Raw genomic sequence first — 21,904 nt, forward strand, 5'->3', positions numbered from 1 at the left:
CGTGCCGGGCGACGGCGCCCCGGTCCTCGGTGCGCGGTGGCGCTGCACCCGGCTCACTCGGCGTTCCGTGCCGTCAGGTCGAGGGCCACGTCCGTGATCATGTCCTCCTGGCCGCCGACCATTCCGCGCCGCCCGACCTCGACGAGGATGGTGCGGGTGTCCAGGCCGTAGCGGGCGGCGGCCGCCTCCGCGTGGCGCAGGAAGCTGGAGTAGACCCCCGCGTACCCGAGGCTCAGCGTCTCGCGGTCCACGCGCACCTCACGGTCCTGGAGCGGACGGACGAGGTCGTCGGCGGCGTCCATCAGCGGGAACAGCTCGCAGTGGTGCTCCCAGCCCAGCAGGTCCGCGACCGCGACGAACGCTTCCAGGGGGCAGTTGCCCGCCCCCGCCCCCTGGCCGGCCAGGGACGCGTCGACCCGGGTGGCGCCCTCCTCCACGGCGACGACGGTGTTGGCGACGCCGAGCGCGAGGTTGTGGTGGGCGTGGATGCCCAGTTCGGTGGCGGGGGTGAGGACGTCCCGGTAGGCGCGCAGCCGGCTGCGCACGCCGTCCATGGTCAGGCGGCCGCCGGAGTCGGTGACGTAGACGCAGTTCGCGCCGTAGGTCTCCATGAGCTTGGCCTGACGGGCGAGTTCGGCGGGCTCGGCCATGTGGGACATCATCAGGAAGCCGGCGACGTCCATGCCCAGCTCCCGCGCCGCGGCGATGTGCTGGGCGGCGATGTCGGCCTCGGTGCAGTGCGTGGCGACGCGCACCGAGCGGATGCCGAGCGCGTGGGCCTGCTTGAGGTCGTGGATGGTGCCGATGCCGGGGAGCAGGAGGGTGGTGGGGACCGCGGTGCTCGTGGCGTCGACGACGGCCTCGATCCACTCCCAGTCGGTGTGCGCGCCGACGCCGTAGTTGACGCTGGACCCGGCCAGGCCGTCGCCGTGCGCGATCTCGATCGCGGCGACCCCGGCGGCGTCCAGGGCGGCGGCCACGGTGCGGGCCTGGTCGGTGGTGTAGCGGTGCTTGACGGCGTGCATGCCGTCCCGGAGCGTGACGTCCTGGACGTAGAGACTGGTCACTTGGTGCCCTCCGTCGTGCGGTGCGCGGCCATCCGCTCCGCGGTGCGGAGCGCGGCCGACGTCATGATGTCGAGGTTCCCCGCGTAGGCGGGCAGGTAGTGGGCGGCGCCCTCGACTTCGAGGAACACGGACACCTTCAGAGCCTCGCCGGTCCCGGCGGGCGTGAGGGCGTGCAGCGGGTCGCCGGGACGGACCGCCTCGTACTGCACCTTCTGCTTGAGGCGGTAGCCCGGCACGTACGCCTGGACGCGGCCGACCATCTCCTCGACCGAGGCGGTGACGGCTTCCTCGGCGCACGCGGGGACGACGCAGTGCACGGTGTCGCGCATGATGAGCGGGGGTTCGGCCGGGTTGAGAACGATGATCGCCTTGCCGCGGGCGGCGCCCCCGACCCGTTCGACGGCGGAGGCGGTCGTCTCCGTGAACTCGTCGATGTTGGCGCGGGTGCCGGGTCCCGCGGAGCGGGAGGAGATGGAGGCGACGATCTCGCCGTAGTGCACCGGGGCGACCGCGTTGACGGCGGCGACGATCGGGATGGTGGCCTGGCCGCCGCAGGTGACCATGTTGACGTTCGGGGCGCTCAGGTGGGCGTCCCCGTTGACCGGTGGCACGACGTACGGGCCGACGGCCGCCGGGGTCAGGTCGATCAGCGTGCGGCCCAGCGGGCGCAGCACGTCCTCGTGGTGGCGGTGGGCTCCGGCGGAGGTCGCGTCGAAGACGTACTCCACGTCCGCGAACTCCGCCATCCTCACCAGGCCCTCGACGCCTTCGTGGGTGGTGGCGACCTTCAGGCGGCGGGCGCGGGCCAGTCCGTCCGAGTCCGGGTCGATGCCGGCCATCGCGGCGATCTCCAGTGTCCCGGAAAGCCGGAGCACCTTGATCATCAGGTCGGTCCCGATGTTCCCGGAACCGATGACAGCGACCTTCGTCCGGCCGTCCGCGGCACTCATTCGGTGACTCCTTCCGGTGCGAACCGCACGCTGATGCGGCCCAGTCGGCTGATGTGGGCCTCGAAGCGGTCCCCGGGCCCGGCGACGGCCATCGGGCCGAGCGCTCCCGTGAGCACGACGTCCCCGGCGCGCAGCGGGTCTCCCGCCGCGGCCAGCGTCGAGGCGAGCCAGGCGGCCGCGTTCAGCGGGCCGCCCAGGCAGTCGGCGCCCGTGCCCTCGGACACCGGGTCCGCCGCGCCGTCGCGGGTCATCGTCATCCGCACGTCGCGCAGGTCCAGGCCCGACAGCGGTACGGGCGTGCCGCCGAGGACGTAGAGGCCGCTGGAGGCGTTGTCGGCGACGGTGTCGACGATGGTGATGTCCCAGGCGGCGATGCGGCTGTCGACGATCTCCAGTGCGGCGAGTGCGAAGTCGGTCGCGCGGATCACGTCCGCCACCGTGCAGTCGCGGTGCGGCAGGTCCGAGGCCAGCACGAGCGCGACCTCCGCCTCCACCTTCGGCTGGATGAGCAGCCCGGCCGGGACCGTGCCGCCGTCGGGGACGGCCATGTCGGCGAAGAGAGTGCCGAAGTCCGGTTGTCCGACTCCGAGTTGCTTCTGCACGGCGGCGGAGGTCAGGCCGATCTTGCGTCCGGCGACTCGGCGTCCGGCGGTCAGGCCGCGCTCGACGTTGAGGCGCTGGACGCCGTACGCGGCGTCGGTGTCGCCCTCGGTGAGCAGGGACCGTACCGGGGGGCAGGGCCGGCCGGTGCGTTCGGCGGCGAGCAGGGCGTCGGCGGCCTTCACGACCTCGGCGGCGGTCACCGGGCGCTCACCAGCGGGGTGTCGACGCCCACCGGTCCGAGTGGCGTCGCCCCGCCGGGGGAGCCCAGCGCTCCGTCGCGGCCGGGCAGGACCTCCACGAAGAAGCGCCGGTTGTCCTCACGGAACTCGGGGTCCGCCTTCCGGTCCACCGTGATCGCCTGTTCGGGGCAGGCGAGCTCGCAGGCCCCGCAGTCGATGCACTCCATCGGATTGATGTAGAGCTTGCGTGCGCCCTCGTAGATGCAGTCGACCGGGCACTCCTCCATGCAGGACCGGTCCATGATGTCGACGCAGGACGCGCCGATGACGTACGCCATGCTGTTCAGTGCTCCTTGTCGGTGGAGTGCCCGGGGAACAGGTCCGCCTCCGGGTCGATGACGGTTGCCGCGTTGTTGACGGCGGTGGCGGCCTCGCCGAAGCCGACGGAGATGAGGCGGACCTTGCCGGGGTAGTCGGTGATGTCGCCCGCGGCGAACACCCGGGGCAGGTTCGTCGCCATCCGGGTGTCGACGCCGATCTTCCGGGCCCGGAGGTCGAGCCCCCAGTGCTGCAGCGGCCCGAGATCGGCGAGGAACCCGAGTGCGGCGACCACGGTCGCGGCCGGGACGAGTCGGGTCGCGCCGGTCGTGCGGTGCCGGATCTCCGCCTGCTCCACCCGGTCCGAGCCGGTGAGCCGGCTAACCTCGCTGTCCGTGACGACGTCCACGCCGAGGGCGCGCACCTTTCCGACGGACGCCGCGTGGGCGCGGAAACGGGCCGTGCGGTGCACGAGGGTGACCGACCGGGCGAGCGGCGCGAGGAGGGCCGCCCAGTCGAAGGCACTGTCACCACCCCCGACGACGACCACGTCCTTGTCGGCGTGCACCGACGGGTCCGGCACGAAGTACTCCAGCCCGCGCCCGAGGAACTCCTCGCCGGCGGGCAGCGGGCGCGGGGTGAACGTCCCCACGCCGCCCGTGATCACGACGGCCCCGGCCCGCACCGTCGCTCCCCGGTCGCTGCGGACGACCGGCAGACCGTCGGCGTCGTGCGTCAACTCGGTGGCCCGGTGGCCCAGGAGGTAGCGCGGGGAGTACGGCCGGGCCTGGGCGACGAGACCGTCGACCAGTTCGCGGCCGCGTACGGACAGGAATCCGGCGATGTCGAAGACCGGCTTCTCGGGGTACATCGCGCTGATCTGCCCGCCGAGCTGCGGCAGGACGTCCATGACGGTGACGGACAGGCCGCGGAAGCCGGCGCAGTGGGCGCCGTACAGGCCGGCCGGACCGGCGCCGATGATCAGCACGTCGGTGGTCAGGACGCCAGTGTCGTCGGTGGGTTGGCTCATGTCCGCGAGCGTAGGAAGGACGGGGTGGTTCTCCCTACGGAGTCGTTCCGGTGAGCAGGACGGCCGTGCCGAACGGCCGCACGGCACGTACGACGAGGGGCACGCCTTCCGGCGTGCCCCTCGTCGTACGTGCCGCGGGTGACGGTCCGTTCCCGGTGGGCGGGCGACCGGGAACGGCTGCCCGCGGCGACCCGCTCAGGCCAGTGACCGGCCGATGCCCAGGGCGGCGGTCCGCAGCGCCGTCGCGTGCCCCGCCGCGTCCATCCGGTAGGTGGGTGCCGTGATGGACAGGGCGCCCACCAGCGTGGTGCCCCCGGCGAACACGGGAACCGCGAGACTCGCGTAGCCGAGTCTGATCTCCTCCGACTCCAGTGCGATGCCCTCCTCCTTGATGCGGTCGAGTTGGGCGCGGAGGCGTCCCGGCCAGACCACCGTGTGCCGGGTGAGCGGTTTGAGGCCCCCGCGGACCACGTCGACGAAGAGCGACGGCGGTGAGTGCGCGAGGATCGCCTTGCCGGTTCCCGTGCAGTACAGCGGGAGCCGGCCCGCCACCCGCGACTCGGCGTTCAGGCCGCGGTGCGGGAAGATCTTGTCCAGGTAGACGACGTCCAGACTGTCGGGGATGGCGAAGTGGATGGTCTCCCGTGTGATCAGCAGCAGGTCCTCCATGTACGGCTGCACGGCCTCGCGCAGGATGCGCTGCCGGTGCACCCGCTGTCCCAGCTCGAACAGGCGCAGGCCCAGGCGGTAGTCGCACCCCTCCCGCTCCAGCAGCCCCCAGGTCACCAGTTCTTGGGCCAGCCGGTGCACCGTGGCTTTGGCCGCCCCCGACCGGCGCACCAGCTCGGCGAGCGAGAGGGCGGCGTCGTCGGACGTGAAGGCCTCCAGGATGGGACGGACCTTCCCGAGGACGGAGTTCATCGGGTCGGTCCCGCAGGCTCCGGCCTCGGCCTCGGCCGCGGTGCCCGGCGCGGGGTCGTGCACGGGGTGCGTGGAGCCGTACGGCGCCGGGACGGCGAAGGGGGGAGCGGTCGTGGACGGGCCGGTCGGCGTCCGCACGCTCACTGCCCGGCGTCCACGGCCGCCGGGTCGATGACGGCGACCCCCATCCCGGTAAGCCACTCGGGCATCGGCTCGTACGCCAGGCGCCGTGCGGGCGCGTGGCCCAGGGCGGCGGCCATCACCAGCCAGGTCCGCAGCTCCTGCGCGCCGTTGCCCGCGGCCTTCTCCAGCTCCGCGGTCGTGTAAGTGGTGAGGCGGTGGGCCTCGCCGCGTTCGAGGAGGGTGAGGAACCCGTCGTCGAACTCCGGCGTGAGGGAGGCTTCGGCGGCCCGGATGATCTCGCGCCGGCGGGCGTCGTAGTCCTGCCAGTTCTCGCGTCCGTCGAGCCAGGCGTCGACCATGAACTCCTCGTCCTCGCCGTGCGGTTCCCGCCAGTCCGGCCAGGGCAGCCGGTGCGAGAGCCCGCCGGAGCCGACCACCGCGACCCGGCGGTCGCCGGGGAAGGCGAGCACGGCCTCGCGGACGGCCCGGCCCAGCTGCTCGCACCGCTCCAGCGTCGGCAGGGGGTGGGCGAAGACGTTCACCACGAGCGGCACGATCTCCACGTCGAGCCCGTCGAGCAGGTACTGGATGGCGTGGGACTGGCCGTGGTCGATCTGGAGCCGGGCGGAGAAGGCCGGATCGAACCGGCCGCTCTCCACCAGCGAGTCGGCGATGTGCCGCGCCAGGGGCACGTCGACCGGCTGCGGACCCTCGGGCGTTCCGGACTCGCCGCTCGCGATGCATTCGCCGACGCCGAGCGTGAACGGGGGGATCAGGTCGAGCCAGAACCCCCGGAAGTGGTTCGAGCCGATCAGCACGACGGTGTCGGGCCGGGCCCGGGCCAGTTCGTCGCGGGCCGCGCCGAGCGCGTCGCGGAAGCGCCCGGCGCGGTCCTTGTGGAGGGTCTCCTCCCAGTGCGTGTTCATCAGCGTGCTGTGGGACGCCCCCACACCGAGCACGATCTCACTCATGCCGTTGCTCCTTCCTCCTCCGTGACGGGGCCGGACTCCCCGGGGGAACCGCACTCCGCACGGGTACGGGTGACGGTGTCGACCGCCGTGCGGATCAGGTGGCGGGTCAGTTTCCGCATCTCCCGCACGGAGACGGTGTTCATGCCGCGGGCGAAGTCGATGTCGAAGGGGGCGTCGGCGACCTTGGGCATGCCGACGCGGACCGTCGGGATGCCCCGTCCGCGCAGGATGTTCGCGTCCGTGGCACCGCTGTTGCCCCGCCCGGCCTCGTGCGGGCGCCCTTCGAAGGACTCCCACCCGGCGACCGCGCTGCGGAAGATCCAGCTCTCCCGGTCGGTGGTGGTCCCCGGGACGGCGAGGATCATCTCCACCGTGGCGTCGAGTCCCGGCAGCGACCGCTTCAACTCCTCCACGGCCGTGGTGAACTCGCGCTTCGCTTGCACGGGCGTCGTCCCCGGGGCGATCCGCAGGTCGACGCGCAGGGAGCAGACCGCCGTGGTCACCGCGGCCATGCGGGGCCAGCCGCCCCGTATCGACGAGACGATCCCCTGTGGTGCGACGGTGCCGGCGGTGTGCCGCCCGGCATAGTCGGCGAACCACTCCTCCAGGTGCCGCACGACCTCTCCGGCACGCCTGATCGCGTTGTCGTACGGCAGCCGGTGGCGGGAGCCCACGTAGGTGTGGGTCCCGTGCACGGTCACCTCGAACCACACCAGGCCGACCTCGTCCCACGACACGGTCCACCCCGGCTTGGCGATGAGGGCGTAGTCGGTCCACACGCCCTGCTCGAGGAGGAACGAGCAGCCTGCCCCGTGACCGGTGTTGCGGCGGTCACTGCCGGGGCGGGCGTTGGTCGGCATGCCGCCTGCGCCGAACGCGGCCACCAGGTTCCCCCGCAGCGGGACGCCGGCCAGGGCGATCGCCTCGGCGGCCATCATCACGCAGGCCGCGTGGCCTTTGGGGTTGGAGGCCCCGAGACCGGTCACCAGGTCGTCGTAGACGGTGGCCCCGGGACGCATGTCCTCGCGCAGGTCCGGGCCGACCCAGGGCAGGTCCTCGCGCTCGTCGCCCACGGTGAGGGTGTCGATGGGCGCGTACAGCATCAGGTCGGGCCCCGTGCCGTCGCCTTCGAGGCGGGCCCAGGCGTTGGCCTGGCGGGCGTCGATCGGCTGGCAGACCGCGTGCAGGCCCGCCGATCCGAGGGTCGCCGCGATGTGCTCGGCGAGGGGCCGTTCGTCGCCGGTCGGGCTGGGGATGCCGACCAGCCCGACGACCAGCTCGCGCAGCCGTTCGTCGGTGACGTGCCGCCACGCCTCGCCCACCCAGGCGCGGCGCCGGTCGTCGAGGCCCGAGAGCCCGTCGCGGTGGTCGCCGCTCACTGGTTGATCCGGTGGACCTGGGTCATCGTCGTCTCCGCGAAGCGCTTCCTCGCGCGGGGCAGCGCCACGGCGACGGCGACGCCCAGCAGGATCTTGAACAGGGTGCGGGCCATGGTCAGGCCTCCTCTTCCGTGAGGTCCGCGGCGGGGGCGGGGGCGGGGGCGGGGACGCCGGCGGCGGCGAGCTTCCTGCCGTACTCCTCCTCGCTGAGGTTGCGCCAGGAGGTCAATGACACGTCGGGGCGGTAGAGCTTCTCCGGCGGCGCGTCGGTCACGTCCACCATCCAGGCGTCCTGACCGGAGAACTGGCCGTGGAACAGCCAGCGGACGGCGCCCAGGTACTTGGCGTAGAAGCCGACCGCGTCCCAGCCCTGCTTGAAGTTGACCATCACGCCCACGTACCGGTGGTTGTCGGCGTCGGCCGGGACGTAGAACTCGTAGTGGATGAACTTCGGGTAGGCGATCCGCAGCACGCCGGGCATCGACAGCGAGGCGAAGCCGGGGAACCCCTGGGCCTCGATCACCGGGTCGACGCTGTCGGCCTTGCCGGTGTTGCCGAGGTTGAACGTCTCCGCGGGCGGCTGCTTCCTCCACCACCGCTTGTTCGACCAGCGGCCCACACCCGGGAAGTCGGCCTCCCAGTAGACCTCGTCCTGCACCCGGTAGATCCAGCGGCCCTCCGGCACGATCCGGGTGACGTTCCACGTCGGCATCGGCTTGAACAGCCGCCACAGCGCCGTCCGGTGAAGGTACTTGGCGTGCCCCTCGTCGAAGCCGTTCTCGCAGGCGAAGCGCCAGTTGCCGCTGCGCGGCTCGATGCGGCCGCCCATCACGAAAGCGTTCGACACCAGCTCCTCGGGGAGCTGCTCGTCGATCGGGTACGGGTCCTCCTCGGCGACCGGGACGTACACCCAGACCATGCCGAGCCGCTCCTCGACGGCGTAGGTGCGCACGCCCAGCTTGCCCGTGAGCCGGCAGCCGGGACCGTCGGTGATGACCGCGGACAGCTTGCCCGTGGGCAGGTCGAAGGTCCAGCCGTGGTACGGGCAGCTTACGGTGCCGGGGAACTGCTGGTTGCCCTCGGAGAGCGGCACGCCGCGGTGCGGGCAGCGGTCGTGCAGCGCGTACGCCTTCCCGTTGTCGCGGATCAGCGTGATCTTCTCGCCGCAGAGGGTAAACGGCTTCGGGTCGCCGGTGACATGGCTCGACCAGGTGACCGGGTACCAGTAGCCGCGGAAGCCGGACGCCGCCGCGTCGTAGTGGGGCCAGGACGACCAGTCCTGTCGTCCGATCTTGTCGGCGGGGGCGCGCCGCGGCTTGGCCGACTCCTTCACGGCCGGTCGCTGCACGGCGGGGGATCGTTCGCTCGTGGTCATCTCGTCGGGGTCTCCTGCTCCAGTGGGTGTGCGTCACGAGCATCCGCCGCGCGGCGGTGCCTGCCCATGAACCTGTTCCGGTGAACGGACCGTGACCGCCGGCGGACCGGCGGACCGACCACGGCCCTCGATCGCACGGGGGGTGCCCGGACAGCACCCGCCCGTGAACCGCACGACCCGCGTCAGCCCGCGGCCGCGCCGATGAACTCGAGGCTGAGGGCGTTGTAGCGCTCGGCCTGCTCGTGCTGCGGCCAGTGCCCGCACTCCTCGAACAGTTCGAGGCGCGAACCGGGGATGCCCCGGTGCAGCGCCACGGCCTCGGGCACCTCGCCGAACGGGTTCTGCCGGCCCCACACGACCAGCGTCGGCTGGGTGATCCGCGACAGGTGCTCGGGGCGCAGCAGGTTGCGCTGACGCCGCTCCATGTCCTGGAGGGAGAGGAGGTTGTCGACGCCCGCGACGAACTCCGGCGCGTGGTAGATCGCGTGCCGGACCTCGACCAGTTCCTCGGTGGCGGAGGCGTCGTCGGCCATGAGCAGTCGCAGCCGTCGGCGCGTCAGGTCGATGTCGTCGGAGGCGACGGCCTGCTTGGTGCTGGTCCGGATGCGGTCCATGACCTCGGGGTTGGCCACGGTGCCGCCGGAGCAGAGGAGTTGGAGGCTGCGCACCCGCTCGGGGTGGTCGACGGCCGCGCGTGCACCGACCCAGCCGCCCAAGGACTCACCGACGATGTGGGCGCTGCCGACGCCGACGGCGTCCATGTAGTCGAGGAGGTGCCCCAGGTAGTCCGCGATCTCGTAGGGCCGGTCGGGCTTGCCGGTGTAGCCGTGACCGAGCATGTCGATGGCGTGCAGGTCGTAGGCGGCGTGTGCGGTGATGTTGCGCGCGAACGCCTCCAGGTGGCCGCTGGTGCCGTGCAGGAAGAGGACGGACTCGGCGTTCGGGTCGCCGGCGCGCAGGGTGCGCGTGGGGACCCCGGCGGCGTCGACGTACTCGACGCGGAAGGGGGTGGGGCTGATCTCGGTCCAGATCGACATGGCGGTACTCCGTGGGGAGGTCGGGAACGGGGTGGGGGTCAGACGAGTGAGTCGAGGAAGCCGCTGACCACCGAGTGGTACGCCTCGGGGCGTTCCTCCTGCAGGTGGTGGGAGGCGTGGTCCATCACGTGCAGGTTTCCGCGCGGCACCATGCGGGCGAGCATCAGCGGGTAGTCCGGGGTGAGGAAGGCGTCCTGCATGCCCCACACGAACAGCGTCGGAGCCTGGATCCGGCCCAGTTCCCCGGTGAGGTCCTGCCACTCCCCGCGCGGCGAGTCGGACATGGCAGCGAGCGCACGCTCGCCCTCGTCGAGGCTCTGCTCGTACCGCAGCGTCAGCGTCTCCTCGGGGAGCTTGGCGCCGTCGTACCACTCCAGCCTGGTGAGGAGCTGCCGCATCTTCTCGCGGGTCGGGCCCTCGCCGCCGTAGTAGACGTCGCGGGCGGTGCGGCCGCGGTGCCCGTTCTCGGGGAGCGGGGCGAGCGGTCCGTAGAAGACGGGCATGCTGCCGGTGACGACCAGCGAACGGACCCGGTCCGGGTACTTCGCGGCGAGGTTGAGGGCGATGGTGCCGCCCCACGAGTTGCACACGAAGTCGGCGCGGTCGACACCGAGCGTGTCGAGCAGACCGACCGTCTTCGCTGCGTGGTGGTCCCACATCGGGCCCTCGATGCGGGACTTCTCCGACTTGCCGTACTGCTGGATGTCCACGAGCAGGCAGCGCCGGTCGGCCGCGAACAGCGGCGCGACGGGCCCGAAGTCGCTCCACGCCGTGCAGCCGGGGCCACCGCCGTGCAGGAACACGGTGTCGGGGCCCGAACCGAGGTCGTGGTAGTGGTAGCGGATGCCCGCGCCGTCCGCGTAGCGGCTCTCCGGTGCTGGTGACATGCGAGTCCTTCCGTACGGGTGCGGGGGTACGGTGGCAAGCCCACCACCGGGCCGGGCGGGGGCCCAGTTCCGCGGTCCGCTGAGCGGACTCCTCCCGCTCGGCGGCTCACTGGGCGGTGTAACCGCCGTCCACGTGCACGACCGCGCCGGTGGTGAAGGACGAGCCGGCGGCGAGCAGGGGGAGCACCGCGTGCGCGACCTCCTCGGGTCTTCCCCAGCGTCCCAGCGGCACCTTCGCGGTGAAGACGGCCCGGACGTCGCCGTCGGCACCGGTGCCGCCCTCGTTCATCGGGGTGCGCACGGGGCCGGGGGCGACGCAGTTCACGGTGACGCCGCTCCCGGCGACCTCCAGGGCCACCGACCTGGTGAGTGCGGCGACCGCGCCCTTGGTGGCGGCGTAGCCGGACCGCTCGGGGGCGCCGGTCGAGCCGAGCACGGACCCGACCGTGACGATGCGTCCGTGACCGGCGCCGAGCATGCCCGGCAGGACGGCGCGGATCGCCAGCCAGGTACCGACGACGTTGGTGTCGAGGGCGGCGCGGAAGTCCTCGGGCGGCAGGGCGAGCACCGAGCCGCGGGCCAGGCGCCCGGCGGCCGTCACCAGACCGGTGACCGGGCCCCAGCGGTCCGCGGCCCGGCTCACGGCCCCGGCCAGCGCGTCGGCGTCCGTGGTGTCCGCGACCAGAGCCAGCTGTTCCCCTCCGAGCAGGGAGCGGAGCCGGTGCTCCGCCTGCCGGCACCTTTGCTCCGAACGCCCGGTGACCACGACGGGGCGCCCGGTGCGTGCCACCGCCTCGGCGACCGCCAGCCCGATCCCGCTGGTGCCGCCCGTGACGAGGACGGGCCCGCGGTGGGCGGGCGGTTCCGGGCGCCGGCCGGTGGTGAGTGCAGAAGTCATCCGCTGAGGGTGCGGTGCGGCGGAGGGACGTGCCCACGCGGGCGGTCCGGTCACCGGACCGGGGGCGACGAGAGGTGGTCAGTCGGCGGCGGGTGTCGCGCGCGGGGCGGGTGCCTTCCGGCCGCGCGGTGCCCGCACCTCCTCGTACGCCGTCCTCCGCGCCACCCCGCGCTCGATGCTCTCCGCGGTGGCCTGCAACGCCGCGAGGCACCGGCCCACCGACACCTGGGCGACCGGCGCGGTGACCGAGAGCGCCGCGTGCTCCTCCCCACCCAGGGCCACCGGCACGGCAAGGCTGGCGTACCCGGCCCTGACCCCCTCGACCTCCAGCGCGTACCCCTGGCGGGACGCCACGGACAACCGTCTGGCCAGCACCTCGGGGTCGGTCACCGACCGGGGGGTCAGCGCCGGAAGCCCGGCCCGGACGAGGGCGGCGACCCGCGCGGGACCGTCCGGGGCCAGGGCGAGCAGCAGCTGACCGGTCGCCGTGCACGAGGCGGGGAGGTGGCCGCCGACGTACGAGTGGGTGAGGACGTTCGCCTCACCGGCGATCTTCTCCAGGAACAGGACGCGGGTCCCGTCGAGGACCGCCAGGTGCACGGCGGTGCGGGTCCGCGTGTACAGATCGGTCATCAGCGGGCGCGCGACCGAACGCAGCACGGCCGAGGCGGGTACCCGGTGCCCCAGGTGGAAGAGCCTGACACCGAGCTCGTAGGTGTCCCCGTGCCGATCGAGCAACCCCCACTGCACCAGTTCCTGCGCGAGGCGGTACGCCGACGCCTTGGGCACGCCCGAGCGGCGGCTCAGCTCGCTCAGCCGCAGCCGGTCCGCCCCGGACTCGAACGCGGCGAGCAGCAGCTGGGCCTTGCCCAGGACGGACTTGGGCTGCGGCGCGCCCTCTTCGGCGTTCGCTCCCATCAGCGTCCCCTCACGTCGCCGCACACCGGCGCAGGCCGTGTGAACTGCGGCGACGCCATGCTACAGAGGGGACGCGGATGTGAACACCGGGGAATCGACGCGACGGCAGCCCCGTCGGTGCGGCGCAGCGCCGGCGCCGTCGGGCCGAAGCCCGCGCCCGCACCGGGAACCGACCGGGACGGGGATCCCGGGCCGTCCCACTGAGCGGACCACAGCGCATGCACGCACGCTCCGACCGACAGTAACGTGCGCCAACCCGCGGGCCCAGACCCCCGATGAATTGCTCGAAGCATCCCGATCCGAGGTGGCCATGAAGACCGCATCCCGCTCCACCGCCTGCCCCAGACGCCGCGTCGCCGGCTCCGCCCTCCTCACCACCGCCCTGTTCGCGGTCACCGCGTGCGGCGCGGGGACCACCGATTCGGACGCGGGTCCGGGCTCCGGCGCGGCGGGCGCTCCCCACATCCGCATCGCGGTCGGAGTCGACGCCTCGTACGCGCCCTTCTTCCTGGCCGGTGCCGAGGGACTGTGGGCCAAGCACGGTGTCGACGTCGACCTCGTCCAGTTCGCCAAGGGCGGGGAAGGCGTCGACGCCCTCAACGCCGGACAGGTCCAGCTGGCGGGGAACTCGGACGCCACCACCATCGGCCTGCTCGGACAGAGCCCCGACCTGCGGGCGCTCCTCGTGTACGAGGAGTCCGGGCAGTACCTCAAGGTCGTCCTGGGTCCCGGTGTGCAGTCCCCCGCCGACATCCGGAAGATGGCCGTGGTCCCGGGGCTGTCCGAGCTGGCCGCCACCCGGTTCCTCGAGTCGAAGGGCATCGGCACGGGCTCGGTCAAGTTCGTCACGGCCGACCCCGCCGAGATCCCGGCCCTCACCAAGAAGGGCGACGTGGACGCGTACGTCCTGTGGGAGCCGTGGCCGGCCAAGGGGGCGGAACTGGGTGCGCGGATCTTCGAGAGCACGGGCGACTACGGTCTCGACTACCAGCACTGGTTGCTGACGACCTCGTCCTGGCTCAAGGGCCACGGGGACGTCGCCGCCAAGGTGGCTGCGGCCCTCGCGGAAGCGGCCAAGGACACCGAGAGGGACCCGCAGGCCGCGGCGAAGGCCACCGAGAAGGCCGCGAAGATCCCCGCGAGCCAGACGGTGAACGCCGTGAAGGACATCGACTTCGGAATCCGCGACTTCACGGACGAGGACCTGAAGCACTACGACGACACGGCACGGTTCTACCTGGAGACCGGCAAGCTCAAGGCCCGCCCCGACGTGTCCCTCACCGTCCAGCGCGGCTGGCTCACCGACAACACGAAGGCGTCCTGATGACCGAGGCGACCAAGGCGGCCGCAGAGCAGTCGGCACCGGCGGCGGGCGCGCCCGCCGCGGCAGCCCCCCGTGACCGTGCGCAACCGGCGGCCGGACGCGGGGCGGCCCTGCGGGTGGAAGGCGCCGGGATCTCCTTCGGCGGTTTCCAGGCCGTCCGGGGAATCGACCTGGACATCCCGGCCGGTGAGTTCCTCTGCCTGCTCGGACCCAGCGGCTGCGGGAAGTCCACGCTGCTGTCGGCCATGGCCGGCTTCGTCCAGGTCAGCAAAGGGTCCCTCACCGCGGACGGTGCCACCGTCAGCGGCCCCGGCCCCGGGATCGGCATGGTCTTCCAGAACAGCGAGGTCCTCTTCGACTGGATGACGGTCCACCAGAACGTCACCTTCGGACCCCGCATGCGCGGCCTGGGCCGCGCCGAACAGAACCGGGTGGCGGACGAGTTCCTCGGCCTGGTCGGCCTGCGCCACTGCGCCGACCGCTATCCCGGCCAGCTCAGCGGCGGCATGCGCCAGCGCGTCCAGATCGCCCGGGTCCTCGCCAACGAACCGAGCGTCGTCCTCATGGACGAGCCCTTCGGCGCACTCGACGCCCAGACCCGACAGGTCCTGCAACAGGAGACGGACCGCATCTGGCGGGCGTCCGGCTGCACCGTCGTCTTCGTCACGCACGACATCGACGAAGCGATCCTCCTGGCCGACCGGGTCGCCGTCATGACGGCGGGCCCGGCGGCATCGATCAAGTCCCTCTACACGGTCGAGCTGCCGCGCCCCCGCGACGCGTCCGACCCCGCCGCACTGCGCCTGCGCGACAAGCTGCGCCAGGACATCGCGGAGGAGGTCCGCAAGGCGATGCAGGACCAGGGACTCGACCAGGACACCGAGGCGGCCGCCGGCACCACCGCCGGACAGGACGCCGTGCGACTCGACCAGGAGGCGAGGAGCGCATGACCATCACGACAACGAAGGCCCCGGACCGCACGCGCACCCTCCCGCGGCGCACCGGCAAAGCGGCGGGACAGCGGCTGCGCACCCTCGGGCTGTACGTCCTCGCGATCCTCGTCGGCCTGGGAGCCTGGCAGCTCGTGGCCATGGAGTACGGCCCGTCCCTGGTCGCCTCGCCCCGCGAAACCCTTTCAGCAGCCGGCGAGTTGGCGGCCGACGGCACCCTGGGGAACTCGATCGTCGCCTCCAGCCGCCGCATCCTGATCGGCTGGGGTCTCGGCGTCCTCGTGGGTGCCCCGGTCGGCCTCCTCATCGGGCAGATCAGGATCGTCCGGCAGCTCCTGGAGCCCTACACGGAGTTCTTCCGCTTCATCCCGCCGGTGGCCTTCGTGACCCTCGCCGTCGTGTGGCTGGGAATCGGCGAGACGTCGAAGGTGGTCCTGATCTTCTACACGGCCGTCTTCATCGTCACGCTCAACACCAGCGCCGGCGTGATGGCGGTCAACGAATCCAAGGTGCGGGCGGCGGCCAGCCTCGGAGCGAGCCGCAGCCAGATCCTGCGCCGCGTGGTGCTGCCCGCGACTGTCCCCTACATCTTCACGGGCGCCCGACTCGCCATGGGCAACTGCTTCCTGACGATCGTCTCCGCCGAGATCGTCGCCGCCCAGGTGGGACTGGGCTCCCTGATCTGGACCTCACGAAACTACGGCCGCATCGACTGGGTCTTCGTCGGCATCATCACGCTGGGCGTCCTGGGGCTCGTCTACGACCGCGTGCTCCGCCTGATCGCCTCGCGCGTGCTGTACAAGTACGGGGTGAAGGCGTGACCGGCAGCAGTGAGCAACGGGGGGAAGAACGGAGAACACCGCACGTGAGCACTCCCACGTCCATGTCGCGCACCCTGGTGCTGGAGGAGTTCGGCACCCTGCCGCGACTCGCCGAGCGGACCGTGCCCGAGCCGCGCCCCGGGCACACCCTCGTACGGATGGCGGCGGCCACCGTCGCCCACCTGGACCTCAACGTCCTCGACGGCGAGTTCGGCATCCTGCCCGAGCTGCCGTTCGTCCCCGGCACGCAGGGCAGCGGCCACGTCCTCGCCTCGGACACGCACCCCGAGGGCGCCCTGGTGCGGGTGCGCGGGGAAGGGCTGGGCCTGAGCCGCGACGGCGCCTGGGCCGAGCACCTGCTCCTGCCGGACGCCGCGGCGGAGACCATGCCCGCGGGAACCGATCCCGCACTGGCCTGCACCTACTTCTCGCCGGTCGGCACCGCATGGGCGACCGTGCACGCGATCGCCCGGGTGCAGCCGGGGGAGCGGGTGCTGGTCACCGGCGCGTCCGGTGCGGTCGGAGCCATGGCCGTGCAACTCGCGGCGCGGGTCGGCGCCGAGGTGGTGGGCGCGGTCGGGCGCCCGGCGAAGCTGGCGCACGTACCGGCCACCGCCAAGGCCCTGCTCGCCTCGGAACTCTCCGAGCAAGCCATCGGGGGCAAGGTCGACGTCCTGATCGACACTGTCGGCGGCAGCATCCTGCGCAACGCCCTCACCCTGGTCCGCCAGCGGGGGCGGGCCGCGCTCCTCGGCTACACGGCCGGTCGAGAACTCACGCTCGACCTCGCGGACTTCTTCCTCGCCGACGTCTCCCTCCTGCCGGTCAACATGATCTCCCGCGCCCAGGAGGTCGCCCCCGAGGTGCTGCGCCTGCTGCCGGACCTCTCCTCGGGCGCCCTGTCCCTGCCCTACGAGCGGTACGGGATGGACGCGCTCGGCGAGGCGGTGGAACGGCTGCGCACGGGCGAGGCGGTGGGCAAGATCGTGCTCGACCTGACTTGACTCTGTCGGAGATCTTGCAGCTTCCCAGTGTGCTGGCCTGACCAGTGGGCGTGCTCGGGCTGATCGAAGACCGCGCAGTTGTCGAGGTGTCAGTTGTCGCTCCATCCCCGCTCCGGTGAGCAAGTCCCGTCTTTGACCGCGCAGATCGCGTGGGCGAGCAACCCGGGCGGGACGACGGCGACGGGGGTCAGAGACCGGTCGGACGGGCTGTGACGCGACGAGGACTTCGCGGGCTGGTACCCGCGCGACGGACGCCCCGGAATCTCGCCCGCCCAACTGGCCACCATCAGCGTGCTGGCCGACTTCCGTGAGCGCCTGGTCCCGGAGGACCGAGCCGACCGGCTCCTCGATCCGGCACTCGAACGTCCGAAGGAGGCCGGACACGTCACCGAGCGCACCACCCAGTGCACCGACTCCACCCACGTCCTGGCCGCGGTGCGCGATCCGAACCGGCTGGAACCGGTCACCGAGGCCGTCCGCGCCGCACCGGAAGAGGCGGCCCGGACCGCGTCGCACCTACTGGCCGACCTGGTCGACGAGAACTGGGGGGCGTTACTACGGCCGCCCGGTCCGCCTGGGCAAGAACCCCACAGAGCCCATGACCAGGATCCTCGCCGCCGGCGACGACGCCTGCTGGAACACATCCACCGGCACGGACCGGCCTACTGGCCCGGCCCGCGCCCCGCGCCACGGCTTCGGTCTCCTGCGTGGACGCGGCCCCTGTCGCCGAGCCGTTCGACGAGTCGGCCGCTGCCGCCCCGCGGGACCCGCCGCCGGTGCGCGACGCCGTGGGCGCGGTGTCGGCGGCGGGTCGTGGGCGTGTCAGGGGAGGGTGACGAAGGGGGAGAGGAAGGTGCGGGCGGAGGGGGTGTCGAGGCGGTAGGCGACGTTGGTGGCGTAGCAGGGGCCGTCGCCGGTGATCGTGGTGGCGACCAGGGTGAGCCTGCCGTCGAGAGTGGCGAAGTCGGGGCCGCCGGAATCTCCGTAGCAGGCGCCGCCGTTGCCCTGCGGGGCGGTCATGGCGAGGCGGACCCAGGCGGGGTTGAGCGCGTCGAAGCCGACCGGGGCCTTGAGGCGGACGCCGCCACCGGGGTGGGTCTGGCCGCCGGGGCCCCGTTCGGCCTCCTGGGTGCCGTAGCCGGCCACCAGGAACGAGGTGGCGTTCAGGCCCTGCGGGCCGAGGGCGTCGAGCCGTCCGGCGGTGGGCAGGGTCGCCGGGGTGAACGTCCAGCGGGCGGCGACGGCCCGGGCGGGCAGCTGGACCACCGCGATGTCGTGCGGGTCGGAGGCCGGGCCGGGGTAGGCCTGGTCGGTGTGTGCGGTGCCCTCCACGGCCACCGCGGCGGCGACGGCGGCCGGGTCGGCCGGGTGGGCGGACTTCGCGCTGTCCAGGGCCGCCTGCACGTCCTGGTCGAGCGAGACGTAGAACCGGGCGCCGGGCGCCCAGTCGGAGGTGCAGTGCGCGGCGGTCAGGAAGGTGTCGCGGTCGACCATCGTTCCCGAGCACATCCAGTCCACCCGGTCGGGGGTGGCCGGGTCCGCGTCGTCGTCCCACTGCACGACCAGCGCGCCCACCTCGGTGCGCTCCGGTGCGGGTGCGGAGTTGTACGTGTTGATCGCCTCGGCCGGAAGTGTGGTGGCGAGGACGGCGGCCGTCGCCAGGGCGACGGTGCCGAGGGCCGCCACCATCCGTCGCGGGCCGGTCTGGTCAGTCGTGGGCACGGTGCGGGTCCCTTTCGATCGCCGGACGCGCCGGCCGCGAGCCGGTGCGGGGCCGACCGAATCCCCGGTCGGTGCGGTCGGCCCGCGACGAGGCTAGTGAGACGTCGGCGCACCAACAAGAGGGCGGCGCCGGCTTGCTGGGCGCGGCCGACTGCTCGGGCCGGCCCGTGCCCGCCTCCGGCAGCCGGGTCTGGGGCGCCGGATCCCGGCAGCCTCGCGCCGGTACGAGTGAACAGGCCCCCGTCGCCTCCGTCCGGCTCCGTGGTGGCGGGGTCGCTTCCACGGCCAGCCGCACACGTTCGCGGTCCGATGCCGATGAAGGCTCCAGATGTGCGCTCAGAAGAGCGCATCCTGGCGCGGGGCGGTGAGGGCGGCGACGGTGGGGTTGAACACGCCGAGGAGCATGAACGTCTTCGGGCGGGCGGCGATGTTGCCGACGAAGAAGTGCGTGGCCCGATCGGGCGTGACCGTCCTGGTCCACCAGCGCTCGTGCAGGACGTCGGCGAGCCGGTGGGCCGGGTAGGTGCGGCGGAACTTGCGCCACGACTGGCCCGCTTCCCAGTCGTGCAGGCCCATGTCGTGGCCTCGGCAGGCGTCGTCCTCGCAGTGGAAGCGGTAGCGGAACTCGTAGGGGACCCATTCGAGGGGCCGGTGGTCGGGGTGCAGCACGTCGGTCTGGTTGACGATGCCGTGCTGCTCCGCGGTCCAGGGGGTGGCGTCGGCGAGACGGAAGGAGTCGATGCGCGCGGGGCGGAACAGCCCGAGGGAGGTTCCGTCGGCGGCCTGGAGACGTTTGATCGCGCAGAGGGACGGCTGGATCAAAGGTCTGGCGATGTCGAGGCGCTCGGCCCAGCCGCCTCGGCTGCTGACGGTGTCGACGACCCGGAGGGTGTCGAGGTTGGGGCGCAGGCTCTCGGGTCTGCGGTCGGTGTGGTGGCGTCGGACGTCGACCTCGACGACGGAGTACTTCCCGAACCGCTTCTCCTCGTCGAGCAGCCGGTGCGGGACGGGGAACAGCCGCACGTGCCGCACCGGGTCGGCGTCCAGGCGGATGCCGGCGACGCAGCAGGTTTCCAGGTACTTGTGCGAGACGTCGGGATACGTCTTGACGGTGATCAGGATGCGCGCTCGTTCCCAGCCCGATGCCGGCATGCCAGCCCCCCTGGTTCGACTCCTGTCACCATTGGGCGGCCAGGGTGTCGGATGCGCAAGGGTGCCTGTTCGGACGGGAGTTGAAGCGGATCAGACCAGGGCGGCGACGGGCAGCGCGGTGCGCTGGTGCAGTTCGGCCAGCACGGCCTGGCGGTGGCAGCGGCTCTCGTCCTGCTCGAAGCACAGCACCGCCACCGAACGCTCGACGGCCAGCTCGGCCAGTTCCGCCAACTCCCGGCGGGCCGGCTCCGCCGCCAGGATGTCGGCGAACACCGCCAGGCCCTCGCCGACGCGGCCGTCCCAGAACGGCGCCCGGTTGTCCTTCGGGTTGCCCAGCGAACGCAGGTGCAGGTAGGAGATGTCCGCCTCGGCCAGGGCCGCGCTCAGCCGGGACTTGCTGAACCCGGGCTTGCGGCTGATCGGTGTCAGTCGGACATCCGCCACCGCGTCCACCCCCGCACCGACCAGCGCCGCCACGAACGAGTCGATCGTCCGCCCCTCGTAACCCGTGGACCACAGACCCGGCACCGCACCCGCAGCCGTCACCAGCTCGTCCACCGTCACCTCCAGGACCCGCGCCAACGCCGCGACGGTGAACAGCCCGGGCTGCGCCACACCCTCGGTCTCCAGACGGGACAGCGTGCGCAGGGGCACACCGGCGGCGCAGGCCAGCTCGGGTCGGGTCAGGCCGCGGGCCTCGCGCAGGGCTCGTAGCCGGCGGCCCAGGCGGTGGGCGCGGGTGCGTTCGGGGCTATCGGCGTGGGGGCGACCAGACATGGCGGAAATCCTAACGAGCAGTCAGCCGGCGTCCGTCGCCGCGTCCCCGAACGGGTGAAGGCCGTGAACGGCGAAGTCACGGTGTAGCGTTCCGAGCCACTGCTCATTCCCTGATTCCAGCCATGTTCGTGTGCGCCCTGGCATGCGCCCCGCCGGTGCGGCCTATGGTGCGGCATCTGCCCGGTGGAACTGGAGAGTTGGGGGGATGTACGTGGAGGAAGACATCTCGAAGAACGTGGCCGAGGTCCTTCGGCAGTTGGCGCAGCTGTCGAACGTCGCGGTCCACTCCGGTCCGAAGCTGCTCAGGGACGTGGAGGCGTGTGCGGCCAAGGAGGACCAGAAGCGGAAGGAGAAGGAACTCGAGCCCCTTCGCCGCAAACAGGGACTCGGACCCCTTCCGTACGAGGAACACGGTGACGGCATCCAGCTGACCCCGTGGGACGTGCTGCACACCCTCGGACGCGCGACCGCGCTCGCCCGGCGCGGTGCCGGGCGGGGCCTGGCGGAGCACTGGGGCTGCCTCAAGTACAGCCAGGCCTTGGAGGGTACCTTGGGCACCTTCATGGCGCTGTCGGCCGAGGGCCGCGACACCGCCAACTACTACAAGGCACTCCAGTCCGACGAACTCGGAGTCGGCTTCGCCCTGGCCGTGGCCAAACAGGTGCTGGCCAAGCGCTATCCGGACCACAGCGTGTCGATCGTTCCCGCGGACACCGCGCTGCGCGCCGGGTTCGCGGTGACCAGCGCGGACGCCGGGACATCCGTCGGGTACTCGTACCGGCCCCAGTACTTCGCCGAGGTGTGGAAGCCCGGGCAGCCTTCGCGGGTCTTCCCGATCGCCTGCAAGGGCAACCACAGCGGCCTGTCCGCCTCGCACGGCCAGCTGGCCTCCGCCGCGGTGCACGCCGATGCCGTCCACATCGGCGGATGGGGTGACACGCCCGCCCTGGTCTTCAGCACGGAACTGCCCGTCGACGGACCGATGCGGATCCACGTACTGCACGCGCGCGGCAACGGCGGCCTCCTCGCCCACCCGGCCGAGGACGCCCGGAACCTGGACAGCGAACTCGACCAGGACAACATCTTTCCCGGCATCCCGCTGCCCGCGGACGACGGCGAGAGCCCGGAAACCGTTCCCGGCTTCCACCTCGCCCCCAGCCACAACGCCTGGTTCCAGCACGCCCTCGCCCGCACCGGCGCGGCCGGCCTGACCGCCTTCGCCGGCGACGCGGAAGCCACCGTCCCGTACCTGACCGACCGGCAGGGGCGCAAGCGCTACAAGGGCATCTCGCACGCCGCGATCGGCAGCGTCCAGGACGCCGAACGGACGGTGCTCGGCATCCCCTTCGTCGGCACCGACCACGTGTACCGCCTCAGAAAGTGTGGGGTAATTGATCAACTGCGTGGCGTGATCGCTGGGGGTGGTCGTCGCGGTCGAGATGTCCGCGATGATCGCCGCCATGTGTGTCTGCGCGTGCAAGCCGTCCTACGAGTCGTC

21 protein-coding genes are annotated in these 21,904 nt (G+C 72.3%); 5 read left to right on the top strand and 16 right to left on the bottom strand.

Going from position 1 to position 21,904, the window contains the following annotated elements; all coding sequences use genetic code 11:
* Positions 1 to 53: 53 nt before the first annotated feature.
* From dmpG to QSK52_RS34690, 13 genes are all read right to left on the bottom strand, one after another.
* Positions 54 to 1,067, bottom strand: a complete 1,014-nt coding sequence (dmpG, locus tag QSK52_RS34630; protein ID WP_285740219.1) for a 4-hydroxy-2-oxovalerate aldolase — start codon at positions 1,065 to 1,067, stop codon at positions 54 to 56.
* Positions 1,064 to 2,017, bottom strand: coding sequence for an acetaldehyde dehydrogenase (acetylating) (locus QSK52_RS34635; RefSeq protein ID WP_285740220.1), 954 nt, complete (start codon positions 2,015 to 2,017; stop codon positions 1,064 to 1,066). Before QSK52_RS34635 ends, dmpG begins: the two co-directional genes overlap by 4 nt.
* Positions 2,014 to 2,820 carry a 2-keto-4-pentenoate hydratase gene (locus QSK52_RS34640; protein ID WP_285740221.1) on the bottom strand — a complete coding sequence of 269 codons (807 nt, stop codon included), beginning with the start codon at positions 2,818 to 2,820 and terminating at the stop codon, positions 2,014 to 2,016. The genes QSK52_RS34635 and QSK52_RS34640 overlap by 4 nt, the downstream gene beginning before the upstream one ends.
* Entirely contained in the window at positions 2,817 to 3,137 is a 321-nt protein-coding gene (fdxA, locus tag QSK52_RS34645; RefSeq protein ID WP_285740222.1) for a ferredoxin, read from the bottom strand. The genes QSK52_RS34640 and fdxA overlap by 4 nt, the downstream gene beginning before the upstream one ends.
* A gap of 5 nt (positions 3,138 to 3,142) precedes the next feature.
* On the bottom strand, positions 3,143 to 4,147 hold the full coding sequence (locus tag QSK52_RS34650) for an NAD(P)/FAD-dependent oxidoreductase (RefSeq protein ID WP_285740223.1): 1,005 nt from the start codon (positions 4,145 to 4,147) through the stop codon (positions 3,143 to 3,145).
* A 195-nt stretch (positions 4,148 to 4,342) separates the two neighbouring features.
* Complete coding sequence (locus QSK52_RS34655; RefSeq protein ID WP_285740224.1) at positions 4,343 to 5,212, bottom strand: IclR family transcriptional regulator; 870 nt, start codon at positions 5,210 to 5,212, stop codon at positions 4,343 to 4,345.
* Positions 5,209 to 6,162, bottom strand: a complete 954-nt coding sequence (locus tag QSK52_RS34660; protein ID WP_285740225.1) for a catechol 1,2-dioxygenase — start codon at positions 6,160 to 6,162, stop codon at positions 5,209 to 5,211. Before QSK52_RS34660 ends, QSK52_RS34655 begins: the two co-directional genes overlap by 4 nt.
* The gene (locus QSK52_RS34665) at positions 6,159 to 7,541 is read right to left on the bottom strand and encodes a M20 family metallopeptidase (RefSeq protein WP_285740226.1); all 1,383 of its coding nucleotides are present in this window, start codon (positions 7,539 to 7,541) and stop codon (positions 6,159 to 6,161) included. The genes QSK52_RS34660 and QSK52_RS34665 overlap by 4 nt, the downstream gene beginning before the upstream one ends.
* A gap of 115 nt (positions 7,542 to 7,656) precedes the next feature.
* Positions 7,657 to 8,916: a Rieske 2Fe-2S domain-containing protein gene (locus tag QSK52_RS34670; protein ID WP_285740227.1), complete on the bottom strand. Its 1,260-nt coding sequence runs from the start codon at positions 8,914 to 8,916 to the stop codon at positions 7,657 to 7,659.
* A gap of 182 nt (positions 8,917 to 9,098) precedes the next feature.
* Positions 9,099 to 9,953, bottom strand: a complete 855-nt coding sequence (locus tag QSK52_RS34675) for an alpha/beta fold hydrolase (RefSeq protein ID WP_285740228.1) — start codon at positions 9,951 to 9,953, stop codon at positions 9,099 to 9,101.
* Between the two features lie 38 nt (positions 9,954 to 9,991).
* Positions 9,992 to 10,840 (bottom strand): alpha/beta fold hydrolase, encoded by an 849-nt coding sequence (locus QSK52_RS34680; protein WP_285740229.1) that lies wholly within the window; start codon positions 10,838 to 10,840, stop codon positions 9,992 to 9,994.
* Between the two features lie 106 nt (positions 10,841 to 10,946).
* Positions 10,947 to 11,738, bottom strand: coding sequence for an SDR family NAD(P)-dependent oxidoreductase (locus tag QSK52_RS34685; RefSeq protein ID WP_285740230.1), 792 nt, complete (start codon positions 11,736 to 11,738; stop codon positions 10,947 to 10,949).
* A gap of 78 nt (positions 11,739 to 11,816) precedes the next feature.
* Entirely contained in the window at positions 11,817 to 12,656 is an 840-nt protein-coding gene (locus QSK52_RS34690) for an IclR family transcriptional regulator (protein ID WP_285740231.1), read from the bottom strand.
* Between the two features lie 310 nt (positions 12,657 to 12,966).
* Between QSK52_RS34690 and QSK52_RS34695 the strand changes: the two genes are divergently transcribed.
* From QSK52_RS34695 to QSK52_RS34710, 4 genes are read left to right on the top strand one after another with little or no spacing between them, the layout of a single operon-like run.
* The gene (locus QSK52_RS34695; RefSeq protein WP_285740232.1) at positions 12,967 to 13,980 is read left to right on the top strand and encodes an ABC transporter substrate-binding protein; all 1,014 of its coding nucleotides are present in this window, start codon (positions 12,967 to 12,969) and stop codon (positions 13,978 to 13,980) included.
* Positions 13,980 to 14,930 (top strand): ABC transporter ATP-binding protein, encoded by a 951-nt coding sequence (locus tag QSK52_RS34700; protein ID WP_285740233.1) that lies wholly within the window; start codon positions 13,980 to 13,982, stop codon positions 14,928 to 14,930. The genes QSK52_RS34695 and QSK52_RS34700 overlap by 1 nt, the downstream gene beginning before the upstream one ends.
* Positions 14,927 to 15,751 (top strand): ABC transporter permease, encoded by an 825-nt coding sequence (locus QSK52_RS34705; RefSeq protein ID WP_285740234.1) that lies wholly within the window; start codon positions 14,927 to 14,929, stop codon positions 15,749 to 15,751. Before QSK52_RS34700 ends, QSK52_RS34705 begins: the two co-directional genes overlap by 4 nt.
* Positions 15,752 to 15,795: 44 nt before the next feature.
* Positions 15,796 to 16,755 (top strand): quinone oxidoreductase family protein, encoded by a 960-nt coding sequence (locus QSK52_RS34710; RefSeq protein WP_285740235.1) that lies wholly within the window; start codon positions 15,796 to 15,798, stop codon positions 16,753 to 16,755.
* An 822-nt stretch (positions 16,756 to 17,577) separates the two neighbouring features.
* Here QSK52_RS34710 and QSK52_RS34715 read toward each other — a convergent pair.
* From QSK52_RS34715 to QSK52_RS34725, 3 genes are all read right to left on the bottom strand, one after another.
* Entirely contained in the window at positions 17,578 to 18,477 is a 900-nt protein-coding gene (locus QSK52_RS34715; protein ID WP_285740236.1) for a trypsin-like serine protease, read from the bottom strand.
* 336 nt (positions 18,478 to 18,813) lie between these two features.
* Positions 18,814 to 19,629 (bottom strand): hypothetical protein, encoded by an 816-nt coding sequence (locus QSK52_RS34720; protein ID WP_285740237.1) that lies wholly within the window; start codon positions 19,627 to 19,629, stop codon positions 18,814 to 18,816.
* 90 nt (positions 19,630 to 19,719) lie between these two features.
* Positions 19,720 to 20,406: a DUF488 family protein, N3 subclade gene (locus QSK52_RS34725; RefSeq protein WP_285740238.1), complete on the bottom strand. Its 687-nt coding sequence runs from the start codon at positions 20,404 to 20,406 to the stop codon at positions 19,720 to 19,722.
* A gap of 205 nt (positions 20,407 to 20,611) precedes the next feature.
* Here QSK52_RS34725 and QSK52_RS34730 point away from each other — a divergent pair.
* Positions 20,612 to 21,904: hypothetical protein (locus QSK52_RS34730; protein ID WP_285740239.1), on the top strand; the 1,293-nt coding region annotated here is incomplete at its 3' end.

The organism is Kitasatospora phosalacinea, from assembly GCF_030268885.1.
GTDB lineage: Bacteria > Actinomycetota > Actinomycetes > Streptomycetales > Streptomycetaceae > Kitasatospora > Kitasatospora phosalacinea_C.